The sequence below is a fragment of the Pseudomonas sp. GD03903 genome (assembly GCF_029840045.1).
Classification (GTDB): Bacteria; Pseudomonadota; Gammaproteobacteria; order Pseudomonadales; family Pseudomonadaceae; genus Pseudomonas; species Pseudomonas pseudonitroreducens.
In genome coordinates this window covers 45,402-64,712 of record NZ_JAOCBT010000023.1, presented here as the reverse complement: position 1 = coordinate 64,712, position 19,311 = coordinate 45,402, and the positions used below count along the sequence as shown (strand labels likewise).

The window sequence follows — 19,311 nt, the reverse complement described above, 5'->3', positions numbered from 1 at the left end:
CGTGAGCTGCAGAAATGCGTTGTCGAAGTCGCTCTGTGTCGCCAGGGCCTCATCGGCTAGATTTATGGCTGTGGGCCACGATCGACGCGACCCGCGTGATCCCCGAGGTGCCTGCCATGAAATCCACCCTTTGCGCGCTGTTCGCCATTCCCGCCTTGCTGCTGTCCTTCACTGCCTTTGCCGATGAGGCGGCCGTCTACCACTACGGCATGCCGCTGGACGTGGCCAAGGTGCTGAGCATCAGCCAGCCCAACGAGCGTTGCGAAGTCAGCCAGGCCACCATGGTCTACCTGGACTCCCAGGGCCAGCAGCACACCCTCAAATACCTGCGCCAGACCCCGCGCTGCAGCGACATCTGAGTCAGGCGCGGAACTGCTCGACCAATCCCTGCTGCCGGCTGGCCAGGTCGTTCAACGAACGACTGGCGCTGGCGGCCTGCTGTGCGTGCTCGGAGATGCTCTGGGTGACGTCGCGGATGCCGGCGATATTGCGGTTGATCTCCTCGGCGACGCTGCTCTGTTCCTCCGCTGCGCTGGCGATCTGCAGGTTCATCTCGCTGATCAGGTTCACCGCCTCGCCGATCCGCCGCAGCGCGTCGATGGCCTGGCGCGCCTGATCGACGTTGCCCTGGGCCTGGGCGAAGCTTCCCTGCATCGCCTGGGTGACCGAGTGGCCGCGGGCCTGCAGGTTCTCGATGACGTTGCGGATTTCCTCCACCGATTCCTGGGTGCGCCGCGCCAGCCCGCGCACTTCGTCGGCGACCACCGCGAATCCGCGCCCGGCATCGCCGGCGCGCGCCGCCTCGATGGCGGCGTTGAGGGCGAGCAGGTTGGTCTGCGCGGCGATGCCGCAGATGACTTCGAGGATCGAGCCGATCTGTTCGTTGCTTGCCGCCAGTTGCTGTAGCTCGGCCATGGCCTGATGCATGCCGGCGGCCAGCAGGTCGATGCCGCTGTTGGTCGCGTCGAGCGTGCGGAAGCCGTCATCGCAGGCCTGTTCCGCCGTGCGTGCGGCGTCGGCGGCGCGTGCTGCGCTGCGCGCGGAGTCCTGGGCAGTGGCGGACATCTCCTGGAGCGCGGTGGCGACCATGTCGATCTCGCGGAACTGTTGCTGCATGCCGTCGCTGGTCTGCCGGGCGATCTGCGCCGAGCGGTCGGCGCTGGAGTGCGCCTCGCGGGTTGCCGACTGCACGGCGGCGATGCTCGGTTGCAGCTTGTCGAGGAAGCGGTTGAAGGCGCTGGCCAGGCGGCCCAGTTCGTCGCGGCGCGGGTAGTCCAGGCGGCGGGTCAGGTCGCCTTCGCCGTCGGCGATGTCTTCCAGCATCCCGGCCAGGCGCAGGATCGGCCGGCTGATGCCCAGTGCGGTCAACGCCACCAGCAACATGCCGAGCAGGCCGGCGGCGATACCGATGCCGATTTCCAGCGCGGTGCTGCGCCAGCGCAGGTCATCCAGGGTGCCTTTGAGGCGCTCCGCCGGTGCCAGCAGCACCGCGCGCGGCACGCTGAGCAGAATGCCCCAGGGCGCGGCGTCCGGCACCGGCGCGAGGCTGTGCAGCACGCTGATGGACTCGCCGTCGTCTTTGGACTGCGAGCGTCCGGCGGCGATCTGCGCGAGCACGGCCTTGTCGTCGAACTTCTGCCCCAGCTTCGAGGCGTCGCCGCTGTCGCTGGCGACCAGGCCGTTGGGGCTGAGGATGCGGATGCGACCCTGGCCGTCGAACAGGCTGCGGCTGCCTTCGGCGCTGCTCTGCTGCAGGGCCGCCAGGTCGATATCGAAGCCTACGGCGGCGATCCCCTTGCCGTTCTCCAGCAACGGCAGGGTGACGCTGCTGACCAGTCGGCGCTGGCCCGAGGCGTCGTCGAAGTAGGGGTCGAGCACGCAGGGCCGGGCGTGCCCGGTGGAGCAGGTGAAGAAGGCGTTGTAGGGCTGGCCGCTGGGGCCGGGCGTGGTGTCGCCGAGCACCTGTTCGGTGCCGATGACCCGCTGGGTGTCCTTGCCGTTCTGCAGCAGGTAAAGGGCGAAACGCCCGGTTTCGTTGCTGCCGAGGTCTTCACGGGCGGCGAACTGGCTGTCGGCGGTGTCCAGTGCATTGGGCTGGAACACCAGGAACAGGCCGAGCAGTTCCGGGTGTGCGCCGAGGGTGTCGGCCATCGCCTGGTTGAGTTCGGTACGCAGCATGGCGGAATCGAGGACGCCCCGATGCTGCTGCGCGCGCAGGGTCTGCACGGTGCGCAGCAGGCCTTCCCCGAGCAGCAGGTTGTTCTGCAGACGCTCGCGGATCAGCAGCGCCTGCACCTCGCCCTGGGTTTCCAGGTTGTGCCGCGCGGCAACGGCGAACAGTTCGCCGCTGTCGTGCGCGATGGTGCGGCTGTCCTGGCGCGCCTGGTACAGCGAAAGGCCGATCAGCACGCTGGCGACCAGCAGCAGGCAGAGGCCCGCCAGCCAGGTGATGCGACCCTGGATCGAAGTCAGGAGGCTGGGCATGGCGGGCTCGTTGTCGTCGGCTCAGAAGGTGGTGGAGAACAGCAACTGGCTGTACAGGTTGCTGTTGTCGTTGCCGATCTGGGTACCGCCTTCGGCCGCGCTCTTCTTCGGCTGGTACAGGCCCAGCAGCGGGATGATCACCAGGTGCTCGTTGATTGCCCATTCGGCGTAGAGGTCCAGCTCGCGGCCGTCGGTGTTGCCCAGGTCGGTATCCAGGGTGTGGAAGTCGAAGAACTGCGCACCGATGGAGAGGTTTTCCAGCGGCGTGACCTTGGCGCCGATGTTGTGTACGCGGGTGTTGTTGTTGAAGGGGCCGGAATAGTTGCCCGCCACCTCGCCCTGGAACCAGGTGCCGAAGCCGCGGCTGAAACCGTAGAAGAGGGTGTCGTAGCCTTCCGAGAAGCGGCTGAAGCGATAGCTGACGTAGGGCTTCCAGGTGACGTCGGAGAAGGTCCAGCCGGCCTCGAGGTACCAGGCATTGGCGGTGTCGTCGCTGTACTGGGCGTTGTCCTTGTCCTGCCAGGCGTATTCGCCGGAGAGGAACAGGTTCTCCACGCCGGCATTGCCGGTGCCGCGCAGGCTGTAGGTCTTCATGTCCTTGCGGTCGAGCTGGATCGGCGAGGCGTAGCGCTCATCGATGTCGGTGACGTCGATGTAGGTCAGGCCGAAGGTCGCTTCCGGGGCAACGTGCTCCAGGGTGGCGACGTACAGCTCGGAGTTGGCCTGGGCGCGGTTGTCCGACTTCAGGCGCATCAGGTCGCCGCGCCAGCCTTCCTTGCCACCGATACGCAGCACGGCGGTTTCGTCGAAGTCACGGCGTGCCGCCAGGTAATAGCCGCCACCGCGGTTGTATTCGCCATCGGCCAGGCCCTTGCCCATGTTCAGCGCGTCGCCGTCGATCAGGAAACCGTCGCCGACCACGATGTTCTGGCGGCCGACGGACAGGTCGATGCCATCCTCGCCCAGCATCGGGAACAGGCCTGCCGAGCGCCAGCCGGCATAGGCGTCTTCGATCTTGGTGGTGCGCTCGGAACCGTCGCTGAAGCCGGCGGCATCGCCGTCGCCCCAGGTGCCGGAGCTGAGCAGGTTGAAGGCGCCATAGGCGGTGCCTGCGCCGCCCAGCTTCTGGTCGCCGCTGAGGCCGTACTTGATGAAGCCTTCCTGCCAGGAGGAGGAGCCTTCATCCAGGGTGCCGGTCATGTTGTAGCGTTCCTGACTGTGAAACAGCCCGAAGGTCGCGGAGAGGTCGGCATTCAGGTGCGTGTCGTCGGTCGCGTACAGCTCGTAGGCGCTGGCGGAACTGGCCCCGGCGATGAGCAGGGCGAGCAGGGTGGGGCGCAGCACGGCGGCGTGGGTCATGGTGAAGGCATCCGTTTCGTTATTGTCGATTGAGGGGATGTGACTTCTGCCGATGCTAAGTAAGGGCTGGCGTTGTGCCGTTGCTCCTGTCTGCCAAGTGATTGGGTGTGGTTGCCAGAACCGACAGTGGTGCTTTTTGCAGGAGCGAGCTTGCTCGCGAACGAGTCATCCGACGGTGCCAGCGTCAAGCGGGGTTCGCGAGCAAGCTCGCTCCTACAGGGGGCAGGATTCAGCGCGAGCGCGAGATCAGTGACGGTTGTTCCGCGTACAGGCGCTTGTACAAGGTCGAGAAATGGCTGGAACTGGCAAAGCCCAGGTCCAGCGCCAGGTGGGTGATGCTCTGCTGCGGCTCCTGCTTGAGCCGCCGCCGTGCCTCGGCCAGGCGCAGGCTGAGGAAGAACTGCTGCGGCGTGCTCTGGCAGATCTGCCGGAAGCAGTACTGCAGGGTGCGCTGGCTGGTGTTCAGGCTCTGGCTCAGCTCCAGCAGCGACAGCGGTTGGGCGAAGTCCGCCTGCATGCGCTCGATGGCCGCGAGGACCAGCCGGCGATGTTGCTGCAGCGAGCGCGGCGCACCTTCACGGCCATTGCCGGGGAGGATTTCCTCCAGCGCCTGCAGCACATGGCTGAGCACCAAGGCAACGGCATGCCCGGCCTGCTGTGGGTCGTCGACCCGCCAGGGCTCGCTCTCGAAGGCGGCGATGGCATCGCACAGGCTGCGCCGCAGGCACCCGGCTCCGCTCGGCGAAAGTTGCAGGCGACCCTCGGACAGCGCGCGCTCGAACAGTTCGCGCTCTTCGGCGCCGAGCAGGCGTTCCAGCTGCGGCTGGCTGAAGGTCAGGCCGAGCATGTGGATTTCCCCGGCAGCGCAGATTTCCATTTCACGACCGCCTTCGAGCACCAGCAGGGTGTCGTCGTGCAACGCCTGGCCGTTGAAGCGCGAATCGGCGCTGGCGCGCAGTGGAATACCGATCACCAGGTGGCCGGCCGGTGGCGCCATGTTCTCGTGCAGGTGCAGGTTGGAGTGTTCGTAGATCAGCGCGGCATCGGGCAACTGCACATGCAGCAGCTCCGCCTGCAGGCGGCCGTGGCCGAGCTGGGTGTAGTCCTGGCTCCAGCCGGCGAGGGCGCAGGCCAGTTCATCGGAGTCGGTTGCCTGGTGGCGGGCTATGCCGGTCATGGCGGTTCACCTCGGTTGTGCGCCGAGTATCGGTCAGCGCTGGCGCGCAGGCTTGTGCCTGCGCGCCAGGGTATTGCGGCGCTCTGCCAGTTTCAGCGGCCGGCGAGGTAGGCGGCGGCCAGTGTACAGGCCCGCTCGATGAGCATGGGCGCCAGTTCCCGAGCGGTTTCGCTGTTGCGCCGGGTGTGCACCCAGCCCAGGTAGGTGGTGCCGCGCAGGGCGAGGAACAGCGGCAGCGCGGCGCGGTCGGCGGCGGACAGCGGCTTGACCGAGTCGTAGCCGGCCAGCAGTGCCGCCTGGATCTGCGCCAGGCGCGGATCGTCCAGGCAGAAGTACAGCGCGGTGGCCAGTTCGAACATGTGCCAGCCGAAGCCGGCATCGTCGAAGTCGATCAGTTGCAGTTCGTCGCCTTCGAGCAAGAGGTTCTCCGGCACCAGGTCGGCGTGGATCATGCCGAAGTTGCCCAGGCTCCGCCCGTAGCGGCGCAGGTCCATGCGCGCCTCCTGGCGGGCGCGCTGGAGCAGCTCGCGCTGCTCGTCACTGAGCAGGTCCAGTTCCCAGAAGGGCCCCCAGAACGGTTTGGCGCCGACCAGGCCTTCTTCGTCCCAGGCATGCCGGGTGAATTCGTTGGGCTGGTGCCACTGGGCCGAGTTCAGGTGGATGCGCGCGGCGACGGCACCGGCCTGATGGAACAGCGCTTCGATGTCGCCGCTGGCGCTCAGGCCCTGCTCGGCGGAGCCCAGGGTGCTGCCGCCAAGCCAGCCGAGCATGTCGACGTAGCGCGGTTCATCAAGGGCGGCGCTGTGCACTTCGGCCAGGTGTTCGCCGTTGCGGGTACGGATGATGCTCGGCACGCCGATACCGCCGGCGGCCAGTTGCTCCATCCAGGTCAGCTCCGAGCGCAGCGCCGCTTCGCTGTGATAGCCGCCGCGGTGCACGCGCAGGGCGCTGCGCGTGCCGTCGCTGCGGGTGGCGCAGAACACCGCGTTCTCGCGGTACTTGAGCAGTTCCAGGCCGACGAAATCGCCGTCCCAGTGGCGCAGGGCGTCCAGCGCCAGGTCGCGCAGGCAGGCGATCTGCCGGTCGTGATCGAGCATCGAGAAGTCAGTCATGGGCATTCTCTCCATCGGTATGGCCTCAGAGCTCGCCCAGAACCTGGTCCAGGGTGTCGATGAAGTGCTCGCCGTGCTCGGCCTCGAACACCAGCGGCGGACGGATCTTGAGAATGTTGTCGGCGCCGCCGATCTTGCTGATCAGCACGCCGCGCTGGCGCATGGCATTGACGATGCGCCGCGCCTCGAGCCCGGCCGGTTCGCGGCTGGAACGGTCGCGCACCAGCTCCACGGCGAAGAACAGGCCCTGGCCGCGTACGTCACCGATGATCGAGTGGCGCTCGGCGAGTCGATGCAGTTCGGCGCTGAGCAGCGCGCCCTGGCGCCGGGCGTTGCCCTGCAGGTCTTCCTCGGCGATCACATCGAGCACCGCCTGGCCGACGGCTGCGGCCACCGGTGAGCCGCCGAAGGTGTTGAAGTACATATTGCTGCGGCCGAAGGTTTCCACGCGCTCGCGGTTGGTCACCACGCCGGCCAGGGGGAAGCCATTGCCCATGGGTTTGCCGAGGGTGACGATGTCCGGCACCAGCGGGTGCGACTGATGCCCCCACATATGCTCGCCGGTGCGGGCGAAGCCCGATTGCACCTCGTCGGTGATCAGCAGGCCACCGGCCTCGCGCACCAGCTTCGCCACGCGCTCCAGGTAGCCGGCCGGCAGGCGCGGAATGCCTTCGTTGGCGAACAGGGTGTCGATCAGCATGGCGGCCAGGCCGACGCCCGCCGCCTGCAGTTCGGCGATGGCTTCGGCGACCTTGGCCACGTAGCGCTCGGCGACCTGCTCGGGCGTGCCGTCGGCGTGATACAGGCAGGGGATCGGCACGGCCCGCGCATGGGCCGAGAATGGCTCCGAGCTGGGCAGCGCGGTGGTGACCGCTGCCAGGCTGGTGGTGTTGCCGTGGTAGTTGTAGTCGCTGACGATCACACCCCGGTTGCCGGTGGCGAAGCGCGCCATGCGCAGGGCCAGCTCGTTGGCCTCGCTGCCGGTGCAGGTGAACATCAGGCTGTCCAGGGGCTCGGCGAAGGTCGCGGTGAGGCTCTCGGCGTAACGCACCACGCGCTCGTTGAGGTAGCGGGTGTGGATGTTCAGCGTCGCCGCCTGCTCGGCCATGGCGGCCACCACTTTCGGGTGGCAGTGGCCGACGCAGGGCACGTTGTTGTAGCAGTCCAGGTAGCGCTTGCCGGCAGAGTCGATCAGCCAGACGCCTTCGCCCCTCACCAGTTCCAGCGGTTCGTCGTAGAACAGTGGCGAAGCATCGCCCATCACCTGGTGGCGGCGTTGCAGCAGGGTCGGTTCAGACATTCTCGGCATTCTCCAGAGGCTTTTCTGCGCGGGCGGCGCGCAGCAGGTAGTTGAGGATCAGCGCGGCGACCACCAGGGCCAGGGCGCTGAGCATCGCCACTTCCAGCTGGAAGCAGGCGGCGATCACCACCAGTGTCAGCAGCATGCCGACGCTGGCGATCAGCGGGCCGCCACGCAGGCGGAACGGGCGTGCCAGGCCGGGCTGGCGGCGGTGCAGGCGCAGGTAGGCGGCGAACAGCACCAGGTGGCAGCTGCCCAGCAGCAGGACGATGCACAGCAGGAGTTTTTCCGGCGGCACCAGGGTCAGCGGCAGGCCGATCACGCTCAGCACCAGCAGCGCGACATAGGGCGCGCCACGACGGTTGGTGCGCGCCAGCGCGGCGGGGAAGAAGCCGTCGCGGGACAGGGCGAACAGCTGGCGGGAGGCGGAGAACACCACCGAGAAGAAGGTCGCCAGCAGGCCGCACACGGCGCCGGAGCCGACCAGCAGCGGCAGCCAGTCGCGCTCGCCGTAGAGTCCGCCGTGGGTCATGGCGGCGTACAGCGGGTCGCCCGCATTGCCGACCACTTCCACACCGGCTGCGCCCGGCGCGCTGATCACCACGGTCAGCGCGGTCAGCAACAGGGTGCCGACGGCGGCGATGATCCCGCGCGGCATGTTGCGGCCCGGCTCGGCGGCTTCCTCGGCGGCGGAGGCGACCTGCTCCAGGCAGATGAACATCCAGATGGCGAAGGGTACGCAGGCGAACACGCCGGCGACGCTCACGCCGGGCAGCGTGCTGTCGGCGGTAGCCAGCAGGTTTTCCCAGTGCACGTGGGGCAGCATGGCGCCACCGAAGGCCAGCAGGGCGATGGCCGCCACGGCGCCGGCGAGCAGGGTCAGGCCGAGGGCTTCACCGACACCGATGAGGTGGATACCGATGATCACTGCGAACAGGCCGATGCGCACCGGCCAGCCGCCGAAGCCGAATACCGACTCCATGTAGGCGGCGAGGAAGTTCGCCGCCGCGCCGGTGCCGATGGTCAGCGCCAGCGCGCACGCCGCGCCGACCAGGTAGCCGACGAAGGGCCCGAAGGCCAGCTGCGCATAGGCGAACACGCCGCCGGCGTGCGGGCGCGCCGTGGACAGTTCGCACACGCACAGCGCCAGGCCGCCGCAGAGCACGGCCATCAGCAGGGTAGCGATGAGCATATTGGCCCAGCCACTGCTGGCCAGGCCGTAGTTCCAGCCGGAAAACTGCCCGGCGACGACCAGTGAAATGCCGAGCCCGGCGATCTGGGGCCAGCGGAGTACGCCTTGTTTGAGCATGATGGTTGTCCCTTGCCTGTGAATGATCGAAGTGGTGAACGGCAGTCAGCCGCGCGCGCCGGAGCGCAGCGGGCAAGGGAGGGCGCCGGCGGGTGCCGACGGATGGAGTCGTGGAGTCATGGGGCAGGCCCTTGTTGTTGTTTTATGGGATGCACGCGCCTGCCGTCAGGTGCGGCGGGCAGGGAGAAGGTACGAAGGGCGCGGGATGGGCGATATCAGAAATGCGCAAAGACGCAAGGCGGGGATTTTCGCGGGAGAAGGCAGAGGGGAGCCAGGCGGCTCTGATGGAGGCGGAAACTTGCAGGAGCGAGCTTGCTCGCGAACAGCATGCGCATGATGCGTCAGGTGCGAGGCAGGTTCGCGAGCAAGCTCGCTCCTACGAAGAGCCGGTCGTGCCGGTTCCTGAAGGGGCGAGCTTGCTCGCTGGTCGCGATATCAGGCCAGGCCGACGTAGAGGTTCTGCACGTCGTCGTTGCCGTCCAGCGCATCGAGGAAGGCTTCGACTTCCTCCAGCTCGGCAGCGGACAGGCTCACCGGGTTCTTTGCCTTGTAGCCGAGCTTGGCCGAGGCAACGGTGAAGCCGTGCTCGGGCAGGGCGCGGCAAACGGCGTCCAGATCGGTGGAGTCGGTGAGGAACAGGGTGTCGCCGTCTTCCTCGCCCGGCTCGAAGTCCTGGGCGCCGGCTTCGATGGCGGCCAGTTCCGGGTCGGCGTCAGCGCTGGCCGGGGTGGCCTCGACCAGACCCAGGTAATCGAAGTCCCAGGCTACCGAGCCGGAAGCGCCCAGCTGGCCCTTGCGGAACAGCACGCGGATTTCCGCGATGGTGCGGTTCACGTTGTCAGTCAGGCATTCGACGATCACCGGTACGCGGTGCGGGGCGAAGCCTTCGTAGACCACGCGCTCGAAGGTAGCGGCGCCGTCCAGCAGGCCGGCGCCCTTCTTGATCGCACGCTCCAGGGTGTCGCGGGGCATCGAGGCTTTCTTGGCCTGCTCGACGACCAGGCGCAGTTTCGGATTCATGTCCGGGTCGGCGCCGTTACGCGCGGCGATCATGATTTCCTTCGACAGTTTGCCGAACACGCGGCCTTTGGCGTTGGCGGCGACTTCTTTATGTTTGGCTTTCCACTGGGCGCCCATAGTCGATCTCTTGCTGGCGGTTGCTGATGGGCGGCAAGTCTACGGCCTCACGCGGCGGCTGGCGATATCTGCAGGATCAACGTTGTGCTGGTACGGCGAACACGGCGCTGGCCTGGGCCACCACCTTGTCGCCCACCGACAGCAGGGCATTGGCGAACGCCATCTGCCGGCCGCGCCGGCTGTGCAGCAGGCGGATGCTCAGCCAGTCGCCGACCTGGGCGCTGGAGACGTAGTCCAGGGTCAGGCTGGCGGTGACCAGCGGCTGCGGCGGCTGGCTGGCGAAAGCCATGGCGTAGCCCATGCCGATGTCGGCCAGGGTGGCGAGGATGCCGCCGTGCACGCCGCCGCGGCTGTTGGTGTGGCGCTCGTCCAGCAACAGGCCGAGCTCCAGCGATTCGCCTTCACCACGCACCAGGAATGGACCGAGCAGGTCCAGCAGCGGGTTGCGCCGTTGCAGCGGCTGGAAACCCTCGGGATAGCCCAGATCGGCGAAAGCGTTCATTGCCAGCCTCCAGTGTGCTGCTGCAGCACGGCGCGGACGGTTTCGATTACCCGTTGCGGCACCTGGTAATCCGGGTGCGCGCGGAACACCGCCGCCGCGTCGGCCAGGCGGGTGAGGGCAAGCAGTTCGCTCTCGGCCTTGCGCGTGTCGCTGGCTCCGGGTGGCAGGGCCAGCGCCTGGCGCTGGCAGGAGCAGGGCGCCTGGGGATTCACCAGGGCGCAATGCTGCTGCATGAACTCATCCAGCCGCTGGCGCGCCCGCGACAGGCGCTTGCGGTAGGTCGCCGGTTCGACCTCCAGCACGGCGGCGGCGGTTTCCGAATCCAGGCCGAAGGCGATGTCGAGGACGTAGGCCAGGCGCTGATCGCGCTCCAGGCACATCAGCATGCCCTGGGTGCAGGCCAGGGCGATGCGTTCGGCGACCAGCTTGTCCGCCGGCTCCAGCGGGCGGTCATTGGCCTCGGCCAGGCGCAGGCCAAGGTCGAGCTTTTCGGCCAGTGCTTCCAGCGACACGGTGGGCGTCTCGCGGACCTTGGTGCGCGCGGTCAGCAGCGCATTGCTGGCAATGCGGAAGGCCCAGGTGGAGAACTGGCTGTCGCCGCGGAAACTGGCGAGGTGGGTGGTGATGCGCAGGAGGATTTCCTGGCTGGCGTCCTGGGCGTCTTCACGGCGGCCGAGCATGCGCAGGGCGAGGTTGTAGACCGGTGCCTGCAAGGCCAGCAGCAAAGCGTCGAGTGCGGCGGGTTCGCCCTGCTGGGCGCGTTGCAGTTGTTCGTTGTCGATGGCTGGGAATTTCACGGTGTCCTCCTGACGTGGCCGGGGAAATTCCGGCTGTTCTTCCTTGGACTCGGCACTCGCGAACTTTGTGACCGCTAGGCCGAAAGAGGGGCTCGGTAGTTTGGCTAGGAGCGAGCTTGCTCGCGAACGGGCTCTCCCGGAAGCTCCGGGCCCTGGGCGGTTCGCGAGCGAGCTCGCTCCTACACGGGGGCATCTCCTTGAGCGGAGAGGAAGCTGTACAGCCGCTCATCCAATGAATGCGCCACGTTGAAGCGCATCCACGGCACGCTGCGGCCATCGGGCATGAACAGCTGGCCGGGGAACAGCAGGATCTTCGCCTCCTTGGCGCGCCCGGCGAGCAGCGTGGCGTCGTCCACAGCGCCATGTCGGGCCCAGAGGAACAGCCCGGCGCGCGGTTCGTGGAAGATTTCCAGACCGGCTGCCTCCAGGCGCCGCGCCACGCTGTCGTGGGCTTCGCCGAGTTGGTCGCGCAGCTGGCGCACATGCTTGCGATGGCGGCCCTGCAGGAGGATATCCAGGGCCAGGGTTTCGGTGAGTTCGGAACTGGTCAGGCCGCTGACCATCTTCAGCGGCACCAGCTCTTCGATCAGTTCGGGGTGCGCGGCGATGAAACCGGTGCGCAGTGCCGGGGCGATGACCTTGGACAGGCTACCGATGTAGATCACTCGGGCCAACTGGTCGAGGTTGGCCAGCAGCAACTGGCCGGCCGGGTCGAGGTCGGCATAGATGTCGTTCTCGACGATGAGGAAATCGTACTTCTCCGCCAGTTGCAGCAGGCGGTGCGCGGCAGCCAGCGACAGGCTGCCGCCGGTGGGGCTCTGCAGCCGCGCCTGGGTGAAGTAGACCTTGGGCCGGTGCTCGCGGGCCAGTTGCTCCAGGCGGTCGAGGTCCAGCCCGTCGGCGCTGCGCGGCACGCCGAGCAGTTGCGCGCCCTGCAGGCGCAGGTTGAGGAACAGGTTGTGGTAGCCGGGTTCGTCCACCAGCACCGGGTCGCCGCGTTGCACCAGGTAGCGCACGCTGAGGTCCAGCGCCTGGCTGGCGCCGGCGGTCAGCAGGATCTGCTCCGGGCTGGCGGCCACGCCGGCGTCGCCCAGGCGGTCGGCCAGCTTGCCGCGCAGTTTGAGGTTGCCCTTGCTGTGGCCGTAGTTGCCGAACTGTGTCGGCTCTTCCCGCGCCAGGCTGCGCAAACCGCGCTGCAGGCCTTCGCCGTCGAGCCAGTGCTCCGGCAGCAGGCCGACACCGGGACGGATCTCCATGCCCAGCGGCTGGAAGACCTTGTGCAGCAGCAGGTGCGCGTCGAAGTCGAACTCGGTGGGCGTTTCATCGCTGCTGCTCTCGTCCACGGCTGGCCCGCGCACGTAGAAGCCGGCGTTGGGCACGGCGTTCAGGCAGCCGCGCGCCACCAGCCGGTCGTAGGCCTCGACCACGGTGAAATGGCTGACGCCGTTGGCCTGGGCGAACTTGCGGATCGAGGGCAGCTTGGCGCCGGGACGCAGGCGCTGCTCGTCGATGGCCTGGGCAATGCCATCGACGATCTGGGTGACCAGGGGAATGTCCGAGGTGGGGTCGAGCAACAGCATCCGAAGGTCCGATTCTTGTGTGGGTGGGCGGTGGAGCAATCTGTACAGGTCGCTGGACCATAACAGCACTGCAGAATCTGCGTTGTCCCTGTGCATGGCGCGGGCCGGGCGTGCCCAGCACACTCGCTCTCAGACGGCGGCAATACGCCGCACAGCCTGAATAAGAACAAGGACCGCCTGTCATGCGTGACACAGCTTACAACATCGACCCATCGAGCATTTCCGCCGAAGAGTGGCAGGCCCGCTGCGACCTCGCCGCGCTGTACCGGCTGATCGCGCACTTCCGCTGGACCGATCACATCGACACCCACATCTCCGCGCGGGTACCGGGCGAGCCGGGCCACTACCTGATCAACCGCTACGGCGTGCTGTTCCACGAAATGCGCGCCTCCGACCTGGTGAAGGTCGACCACGCGGGCGACGTCATCGACCCGCGCTTCGGGCCGAAAAGCGTCAATCGTGCCGGCTTCAACATCCATTCCGCGGTGCATGCCGCCCGCGAGGACGTGGCCTGCGTGATCCATACCCACACCGCCGCCGGCATTGCGGTGTCCGCCCAGGAAGACGGCCTGCTGCCGATCAGCCAGCACGCGCTGAAGTTCTACAACCGCCTGGGCTACCACGACTACGAAGGCATCGCCCTGGACCCGGACGAGCGCTCGCGCCTGGTCAACGACCTCGGCAGCCACATGGTGATGATCCTGCGCAACCATGGCCTGCTGGCCACTGGGCGCTGCATCGCCGAAGCCTTCAACCAGATCTACTTCCTCGAACGCGCCTGCCAGGCGCAGGTCCAGGCCCTGGCCGGCGGCCGCCAGCTGCGTTACCCGGCACCCGCGGTCTGCGAACGCGTTGCCGTGCAGGAAGAAGAAGCGCTGACCGACGGCCTGCACCTGCTGGCCTGGGAATCGGCGCTGCGCCTGATCGAGGATGGCGAGGCCGTCTACCGCAGCTGACCCTGATATCGTGCCCCGGTCCGCAGAGACCGGGCGCCTGCGTGCTTGAACCATCTGCCAACAACAAAGCCAAGAGGTGGAAATGAAAAACCCGATTCTGGGAGCCCTGCTCATGGGCGTGGCGTCCGGCGCCATGGCTGCTGACCTGACCGTGATCTCCTTTGGAGGCACCAGCAAGGACGTGCAGACCGAAGCCTTCTACAAACCCTTCGAGAAGAAGGAACGCATGAAGGTGATCGCCGGCGAGTACAACGGCGAAATGGGCAAGATCAAGGCCATGGTCGACACCGGCAGCGTCAACTGGGACGTCGTCCAGGTGGAAGGTCCCGAACTGCTGCGCGGTTGCGAGGACGGCCTGTTCGAACCGCTCGACCCGGCCATTCTCGGCAAGGCCGAGAACTACGTGCCCGGGACCATCTCCGACTGCGGCGCCGGCCTGCTGGTCTGGTCGATGGCCATGGTCTACGACGGCAAGCGCTTCGCCAACGGCCCGACCGGCTGGACCGACTTCTGGGATACCAAGAAATTCCCCGGCAAGCGCTCGCTGCGCAAGGGCGCCAAGTACACCCTGGAGATCGCCCTGCTGGCCGACGGCGTGAAGAAGGAAGACCTGTACAAGGTGCTGGCGACGAAAGAGGGCGTGGACCGCGCGTTCAGGAAGCTCGATGAGATCAAACCGTCGATCCAGTGGTGGGAGTCCGGCGCGCAGCCGATGCAGTTCATCGCCAGCGGTGACGTGGCCATGAGCACCGCCTACAACGGCCGCGCCTTTGCCGCCCAGGAAGAGGGCGCGCCGATGAAGGTGGTGTGGAACGGCAGCCTGTATGCCATCGACTCCTGGGCGATCCCCAAGGGCAGCCCGAACAAGAAGGCCGCCGAGGACTTCATCGCCTTCTCGCTCCAGCCCGAGCAGCAGAAGATCCATACCGTGAAGCTGGGCTACGGCTCGGTGAACCTGGGGACCACGAAGCTGCTCGACCCGAAGCTGGTGGAGCGCCTGAACACGGCTCCGGCCAACCTCGAACAGGCAGTGCCGGTGAACTTCGAGTTCTGGGTGGACCACGGCGAGGATCTGGAACAGCGCTTCAACGCCTGGGCGGCGAAGGGCTGATCGGTATCGCCTGCATGACCGGTTCATGAGTGCGGGAATCCGCTCCCTCGATGGCGTTGGCCGCGTAGGAGCGGACTCCGTCCGCGAACTGTTCACTCCGCTCCCGCCAATCAGGGAGGCCGCCCTACGCTCCGGCACAGCGCCAAGGTATCACCTGTAGGAGCGAGCCTGCTCGCGAACAGGCTCCGTGCCGTCGTGCCGTGCCGTGTCGTGCGGTTCGCGAGCAAGCTCGCTCCTACGAAAAGCCGGAACGTGCGGTGAGTTGTACGTAGGAGCGGACTCCGTCCGCGAACTGTTTACTCCGCTCCCGCCAATCAGAGAGACCGCCCTACGCTACGGCACAGCGCCAAGGCATCATCTGTAGGAGCGAGCTTGCTCGCGAACAGGCTCCGTGCCGTCGTGCCGTGCCGTGCCGTGGGGTTCGCGAGCAAGCTCGCTCCTACAGGAAGCCGGAACGTGTGGTGAATGGTGCGTAGGAGCAACTGTCTTCTCTGGATAGTCCGTCGCGGCATCTTCCCCCTCACCCCAACCCTGGCTGCGCGCCCCGCTCCTCAGGGAGAGGGGGCAGTCCGAGCCGACTGTCGCGAAGGTTTCATCCTGCACCGAACGGTCCCCTCTCCCCTTGGGAGAGGGCCAGGGTGAGGGATGGCCCAAGCGCAGAGGTATCTTGCGGGAGCGGACTCCGTCCGCGATTGACGCGGCGCCGCTCCGGATAAACAGGCAGCGAGGCAAGCCCATCGCGGACGGAGTCCGCTCCTACGCGAGGGGTTCGCCGGAGTTGGTCTGGGAACGCGTCTGATACGGTAAGATCCGGGGCTTTCCCAGCGTTCCATGCGGAGAACGATCCATGGAAGACCTCAACACCCTCTATTACTTCACCCAGGTGGTGGAGCAGGGTGGTTTCGCCGCTGCCGGCCGTGCGCTGGACATCCCCAAGTCCAAGCTCAGCCGGCGCATCGCTCAGCTGGAGGAACGCCTCGGCGTGCGCCTGCTGCATCGCACCAGCCGGCACTGTTCACTGACCGAAATCGGCCAGGAGTACTACCAGCGCTGCGTGGCCATGCGCATCGAGGCGGAAGGCGCTTCCGAGGTGATCGAACGCAATCGCAGCGAGCCGCGCGGGCTGGTGCGACTGGCCTGCCCGACGACGCTGCTCAATTCCTGGGTCGGGCCGATGCTCACCCGCTACCTGCTCAAGTACCCGCTGGTGGAACTCTTCATCGAGAGCACCAACCGCCGTGTCGACCTGCTCCACGAGGGTTTCGACATCGCCCTGCGGGTGCGCTTCCCGCCGCTGGAGAACACCGACATGGTGATGAAGGTGCTGGGCAACAGCACCCAGTGCCTGGTGGGGCGCCCGGACCTGCTCGAGCGCCTGGCCGGCGACAGCTCGCCCATGGGCCTGGGGCAACTGCCCAGCCTGCACTGGGGCAGCATGCAGCGCGAGTACCAGTGGGAGCTGTTCAACGAGGAAGGCGAGCGCCTGCTGATCGCGCACAAGCCGCGCATGGTGACCGACGACCTGCTGGCCCTGCGCAATGCCGTGATTGCCGGTGTCGGTGTCGCCCATGTACCGCGCGTGGCGGTGCGCGAGGACCTGGCGGCCGGGACGCTGGTGGAGATGCTGCCGGGCTGGTGGCCCAAGTGCGGCATCGTCCACGCGATCTTCCCCTCGCGCCGCGGGCTGCTGCCGTCGGTGCGCACGCTGATCGACTTCCTTGCCGAGGAGTTCATCCAGAGCGACATGGCCTGATGCCGCACGCCGGTCGGCGCACCGGCATCGCCGGCGCTCAGTGACTGTCCGCGCTGGGCTGCGCCGGTGGGGCGATCTTGCGCATCAGTGGCACCAGCAGCAGGGTCACCGCGAAGCACGCACCGACCAGCAGGAAGGCGTCGGCGAAGGTCAGTGTCTGCGCCTCACGCCAGGTCAGCTCCCACAGGTGCTTGAGCGCCTGCTGCGACGGCTCTCCGTTGATCTCCAGCGACGGCGCCAGCCAGTGATTGAGCGCTTCGTTACTGCTGTTCAGGTGTTCCGCCAGGCGCAGGAAGTGCAGATTGGCGCGGTCGTTGAGTACCGTGGCGCAGGCGGCGATGCCGATGGCGCCGCCGAGGTTGCGCATCAGGTTGAACAGCCCGGAGGCGAGCTTCAGGCGTTCCGGCGGCAGCGAGCCCAGAGCCAGCGTCACCGTGGGGGCGACGCAGAACTGCTGGGCCATGCCGCGCAGGGCCTGCGGGAACATCAGCTGCGCGGCGCCCCAGTCGTGGGTCAGCGGGGCGAACTCAAGCATCGACAGGGTGAACATCAGCATGCCCAGCAACAGGATCCAGCGCAGGTCGAATCGCCGCGCCAGGGCGGCGTAGAGCGGGATGCTCATGATCTGGAAAATGCCCGTGGAGAACACCGCCAGGCCGATGTCCAGCGCGCCGTAGCCACGCACCCGGCCGAGGAACAGCGGGGTCAGGTAGATGGTGGCGAAGATGCCGATGCCGGTGACGAAGCTGAACAGGCAGCCGAGGGCGAAGTTGCGTTCCTTCAGGGCGCGCAGGTCGACGATGGGGTGCGCGGCAGTGAGGCTGCGGTAGATGAAGGCGACGCCGCACAGCGCGGAAATCCAAGCGGTGGCGACGATGGTGTCATCGCTGAACCAGTTCCAGCGCGGGCCTTCCTCCATGGTGTATTCCAGGCAGCCGAGAAACAGCGCCATCAGCAGGATCGCCGGATAGTCGGCGCCCTTGAGCAGCGACAGGTCGGGCTTGTCGATGCGCACCATGATCGGCACCACGATGGCGACGAACAGCCCCGGCACCAGGTTGATGTAGAACAGCCAGGGCCAGGAGGAAATGTCGGTGATCCAGCCGCCGACCACCGGGCCAAGGGTCGGTGCCAGTGAGGCGATGGCGCCGATGGTGGCAGCGACTATCACCCGCTGCTTGCCATCGAAGTAGAGAAAGCCGGTGGTGAACACCATGGGGATCATCGAGCCGCCGAGAAAGCCCTGCAGCGCGCGGAAGGCGATCATGCTCTGGATGTTCCAGGCCATGGCACAGAGCAGGCTGGTGAGGGTGAAACCCAGTGCCGAGGCGGCGAACAGCCAGCGCGTGGACAGCACCTTGGACAACCAGCCGGAGAGCGGGATGACGATGATCTCGGCGATCAGGTAGCTGGTCTGTACCCAGGCCAGTTCATCGGCGCCGGCCGAGAGTCCACCGCCGATGTCGCGCAGCGAGGCGGAGACGATCTGGATGTCCAGCAGCGCGATGAACATCCCCAGGCACATGCAGGCGAAGGAAATCACCTTGCGCCCGGTGGCAAGACTTTCCACCGGGACAATCTCGCTGCTCCAGAAATTCACGGCCGGAGGCTCTGGGCGACGCGCGGGTCGGCAGCGCCATGCTCATGGCTGCGGGTGTCCACTTCCACCAGCACGGAAAGGCCCGGACGCAGGTTGCCGAGGCGACCATCGGCGTCGTCCAGTTGCACGCGCACCGGCACGCGCTGGACGATCTTGGTGAAGTTGCCGGTGGCGTTCTCCGGCGGCAGGATGCTGAACTGCGCGCCGGTGGCCGGGGCGAGGCTGTCCAGGTGGCCGTGGAAGACCTTGCCCGGCAGGATGTCGGCGGCGATGGTCACCGCCTGCCCGGGCTGCATGCGCGCCAGTTGATCCTCCTTGAAATTGGCGTCCACCCACAGTCCCTGTGCGGGGACCACGGCGAGCAACTGGGTGCCGGCGGCGACATAGCTGCCAACCCGTGCGCGGCGGTTGCCGATGTAGCCGTCCACCGGAGCGCGCAGCTCGGTGTAGTCGAGGTCCAGGCGCGCCAGGTCGCGGGCAGCCATGGCTTGCTCCAGCGCGGCCTGGGCTTGCAGCCGCTGGCTGTGGATCACGTCCAGCTGGCGGCGCGCGGCGAGCAGGCTGGCGTGGGCCTTGTCGCTGTTGGCGCGGGCGGATTTGAAGCTGGCATCGGCGCGCTGCGCGGCTTCCACCGACACGGCATTGGTGCGCACCAGGGTGGCGTAGCGGTGCTGGTCGTCGCGGGTGCGCACTTCTTCGGCAGCCGCCGCGTCGATCTCCGCCTGACTCTGGCGAATCAGCGCTTCCTGAAGCGAGGCCTGGGCATCGACATTGGTCAGCGCCGCTTCCTCGGCATGCACGGCGCCGTCCGCCTTGGCCAGCGCGGCGCGGTAATCGCGATCATCGATGCGGGCGAGCAGGTCGCCGGCATGTACCAGCTGGTTGTCGTTCACCTTCAGCTCGGCGATATAGCCGGCCACCCGCGGGCTGATCACCGTCACGTCACCGCCGACGTAGGCATCGTCGGTCTTCTCCAGGAAGCGACCGTCGAGCCACCAGTGCCCGGCGTATATGCCCGCGCCGAGGATGGCTGCCGCGGCGACAGCGAGCTTGAGGGCCTTGCGCGACTTCGGCTTCGCCGTGTCGACGGCTGGCGTGGCGGGAAGGGTGACGGGCTGGTTCATGGCGGCCTCG

Annotated in this window: 16 protein-coding genes; 4 read left to right on the top strand and 12 right to left on the bottom strand. The window is 67.1% G+C overall.

Annotated elements, in window-relative coordinates; translation table 11 throughout:
* The first annotated feature begins 116 nt into the window (after nt 1–116).
* Nucleotides 117–359: a DUF2790 domain-containing protein gene (locus N5C91_RS26695; protein ID WP_279833176.1), complete on the top strand. Its 243-nt coding sequence runs from the start codon at nt 117–119 to the stop codon at nt 357–359.
* Nucleotide 360: 1 nt separating this feature from the next.
* Here the strand turns inward: N5C91_RS26695 and N5C91_RS26690 are convergent, their stop codons facing one another.
* The 10 genes from N5C91_RS26690 to N5C91_RS26645 all read right to left on the bottom strand — a co-directional run bounded on the left by N5C91_RS26690 (nt 361) and on the right by N5C91_RS26645 (nt 12,757).
* Nucleotides 361–2,484: a methyl-accepting chemotaxis protein gene (locus N5C91_RS26690; protein WP_279833175.1), complete on the bottom strand. Its 2,124-nt coding sequence runs from the start codon at nt 2,482–2,484 to the stop codon at nt 361–363.
* A 21-nt stretch (nt 2,485–2,505) separates the two neighbouring features.
* Entirely contained in the window at nt 2,506–3,843 is a 1,338-nt protein-coding gene (locus tag N5C91_RS26685; protein ID WP_279833174.1) for a hypothetical protein, read from the bottom strand.
* Between the two features lie 229 nt (nt 3,844–4,072).
* A complete protein-coding gene (locus tag N5C91_RS26680) occupies nt 4,073–5,020 on the bottom strand; it encodes a helix-turn-helix domain-containing protein (RefSeq protein WP_236200213.1) in 948 nt (315 codons plus the stop codon).
* Nucleotides 5,021–5,112: 92 nt separating this feature from the next.
* Nucleotides 5,113–6,132, bottom strand: coding sequence for a phosphotransferase (locus N5C91_RS26675; protein WP_236200214.1), 1,020 nt, complete (start codon nt 6,130–6,132; stop codon nt 5,113–5,115).
* A gap of 25 nt (nt 6,133–6,157) precedes the next feature.
* Entirely contained in the window at nt 6,158–7,432 is a 1,275-nt protein-coding gene (locus N5C91_RS26670) for an aminotransferase class III-fold pyridoxal phosphate-dependent enzyme (RefSeq protein ID WP_279833171.1), read from the bottom strand.
* Entirely contained in the window at nt 7,425–8,741 is a 1,317-nt protein-coding gene (locus N5C91_RS26665) for an amino acid permease (protein WP_279833169.1), read from the bottom strand. The genes N5C91_RS26670 and N5C91_RS26665 overlap by 8 nt, the downstream gene beginning before the upstream one ends.
* Nucleotides 8,742–9,176: 435 nt before the next feature.
* Nucleotides 9,177–9,878, bottom strand: a complete 702-nt coding sequence (locus N5C91_RS26660) for a YebC/PmpR family DNA-binding transcriptional regulator (RefSeq protein WP_279833167.1) — start codon at nt 9,876–9,878, stop codon at nt 9,177–9,179.
* Between the two features lie 76 nt (nt 9,879–9,954).
* Nucleotides 9,955–10,380, bottom strand: coding sequence for a PaaI family thioesterase (locus N5C91_RS26655; protein WP_236200216.1), 426 nt, complete (start codon nt 10,378–10,380; stop codon nt 9,955–9,957).
* Nucleotides 10,377–11,177 carry an RNA polymerase sigma factor gene (locus tag N5C91_RS26650; protein ID WP_236200217.1) on the bottom strand — a complete coding sequence of 267 codons (801 nt, stop codon included), beginning with the start codon at nt 11,175–11,177 and terminating at the stop codon, nt 10,377–10,379. Before N5C91_RS26650 ends, N5C91_RS26655 begins: the two co-directional genes overlap by 4 nt.
* Before the next feature lie 179 nt (nt 11,178–11,356).
* Complete coding sequence (locus N5C91_RS26645) at nt 11,357–12,757, bottom strand: PLP-dependent aminotransferase family protein (RefSeq protein WP_236173387.1); 1,401 nt, start codon at nt 12,755–12,757, stop codon at nt 11,357–11,359.
* A 182-nt stretch (nt 12,758–12,939) separates the two neighbouring features.
* Here N5C91_RS26645 and N5C91_RS26640 point away from each other — a divergent pair, with 182 nt between their 5' ends.
* The 3 genes from N5C91_RS26640 (at nt 12,940) to N5C91_RS26630 (ending at nt 16,577) form a co-directional block, all read left to right on the top strand.
* On the top strand, nt 12,940–13,713 hold the full coding sequence (locus N5C91_RS26640; RefSeq protein ID WP_236173386.1) for a class II aldolase/adducin family protein: 774 nt from the start codon (nt 12,940–12,942) through the stop codon (nt 13,711–13,713).
* 82 nt (nt 13,714–13,795) lie between these two features.
* Nucleotides 13,796–14,824, top strand: coding sequence for an ABC transporter substrate-binding protein (locus tag N5C91_RS26635; RefSeq protein ID WP_279833162.1), 1,029 nt, complete (start codon nt 13,796–13,798; stop codon nt 14,822–14,824).
* Between the two features lie 847 nt (nt 14,825–15,671).
* Nucleotides 15,672–16,577 carry a LysR substrate-binding domain-containing protein gene (locus tag N5C91_RS26630; RefSeq protein WP_236173384.1) on the top strand — a complete coding sequence of 302 codons (906 nt, stop codon included), beginning with the start codon at nt 15,672–15,674 and terminating at the stop codon, nt 16,575–16,577.
* 37 nt (nt 16,578–16,614) lie between these two features.
* Here N5C91_RS26630 and N5C91_RS26625 read toward each other — a convergent pair whose 3' ends face one another.
* Both N5C91_RS26625 and N5C91_RS26620 read right to left on the bottom strand, forming a co-directional pair.
* Nucleotides 16,615–18,102: a DHA2 family efflux MFS transporter permease subunit gene (locus N5C91_RS26625; protein WP_236200364.1), complete on the bottom strand. Its 1,488-nt coding sequence runs from the start codon at nt 18,100–18,102 to the stop codon at nt 16,615–16,617.
* Between the two features lie 71 nt (nt 18,103–18,173).
* Nucleotides 18,174–19,301 carry an HlyD family secretion protein gene (locus N5C91_RS26620; protein WP_279833160.1) on the bottom strand — a complete coding sequence of 376 codons (1,128 nt, stop codon included), beginning with the start codon at nt 19,299–19,301 and terminating at the stop codon, nt 18,174–18,176.
* Nucleotides 19,302–19,311: the final 10 nt, after the last annotated feature.

Coding starts and splice junctions, on each gene's coding strand:
- N5C91_RS26685 (WP_279833174.1), bottom strand. CDS start 3,843: ATGACCCACGCCGCCGTGCTGCGCCCCACCCTGCTCGCCCTGCTCATC.
- N5C91_RS26645 (WP_236173387.1), bottom strand. CDS start 12,757: ATGCTGTTGCTCGACCCCACCTCGGACATTCCCCTGGTCACCCAGATC.
- N5C91_RS26625 (WP_236200364.1), bottom strand. CDS start 18,102: ATGTGCCTGGGGATGTTCATCGCGCTGCTGGACATCCAGATCGTCTCC.
- N5C91_RS26640 (WP_236173386.1), top strand. CDS start 12,940: ATGCGTGACACAGCTTACAACATCGACCCATCGAGCATTTCCGCCGAA.
- N5C91_RS26695 (WP_279833176.1), top strand. CDS start 117: ATGAAATCCACCCTTTGCGCGCTGTTCGCCATTCCCGCCTTGCTGCTG.
- N5C91_RS26630 (WP_236173384.1), top strand. CDS start 15,672: ATGGAAGACCTCAACACCCTCTATTACTTCACCCAGGTGGTGGAGCAG.
- N5C91_RS26635 (WP_279833162.1), top strand. CDS start 13,796: ATGAAAAACCCGATTCTGGGAGCCCTGCTCATGGGCGTGGCGTCCGGC.
- N5C91_RS26660 (WP_279833167.1), bottom strand. CDS start 9,878: ATGGGCGCCCAGTGGAAAGCCAAACATAAAGAAGTCGCCGCCAACGCC.
- N5C91_RS26690 (WP_279833175.1), bottom strand. CDS start 2,484: ATGCCCAGCCTCCTGACTTCGATCCAGGGTCGCATCACCTGGCTGGCG.
- N5C91_RS26680 (WP_236200213.1), bottom strand. CDS start 5,020: ATGACCGGCATAGCCCGCCACCAGGCAACCGACTCCGATGAACTGGCC.
- N5C91_RS26655 (WP_236200216.1), bottom strand. CDS start 10,380: ATGAACGCTTTCGCCGATCTGGGCTATCCCGAGGGTTTCCAGCCGCTG.
- N5C91_RS26665 (WP_279833169.1), bottom strand. CDS start 8,741: ATGCTCAAACAAGGCGTACTCCGCTGGCCCCAGATCGCCGGGCTCGGC.
- N5C91_RS26620 (WP_279833160.1), bottom strand. CDS start 19,301: ATGAACCAGCCCGTCACCCTTCCCGCCACGCCAGCCGTCGACACGGCG.
- N5C91_RS26675 (WP_236200214.1), bottom strand. CDS start 6,132: ATGACTGACTTCTCGATGCTCGATCACGACCGGCAGATCGCCTGCCTG.
- N5C91_RS26670 (WP_279833171.1), bottom strand. CDS start 7,432: ATGTCTGAACCGACCCTGCTGCAACGCCGCCACCAGGTGATGGGCGAT.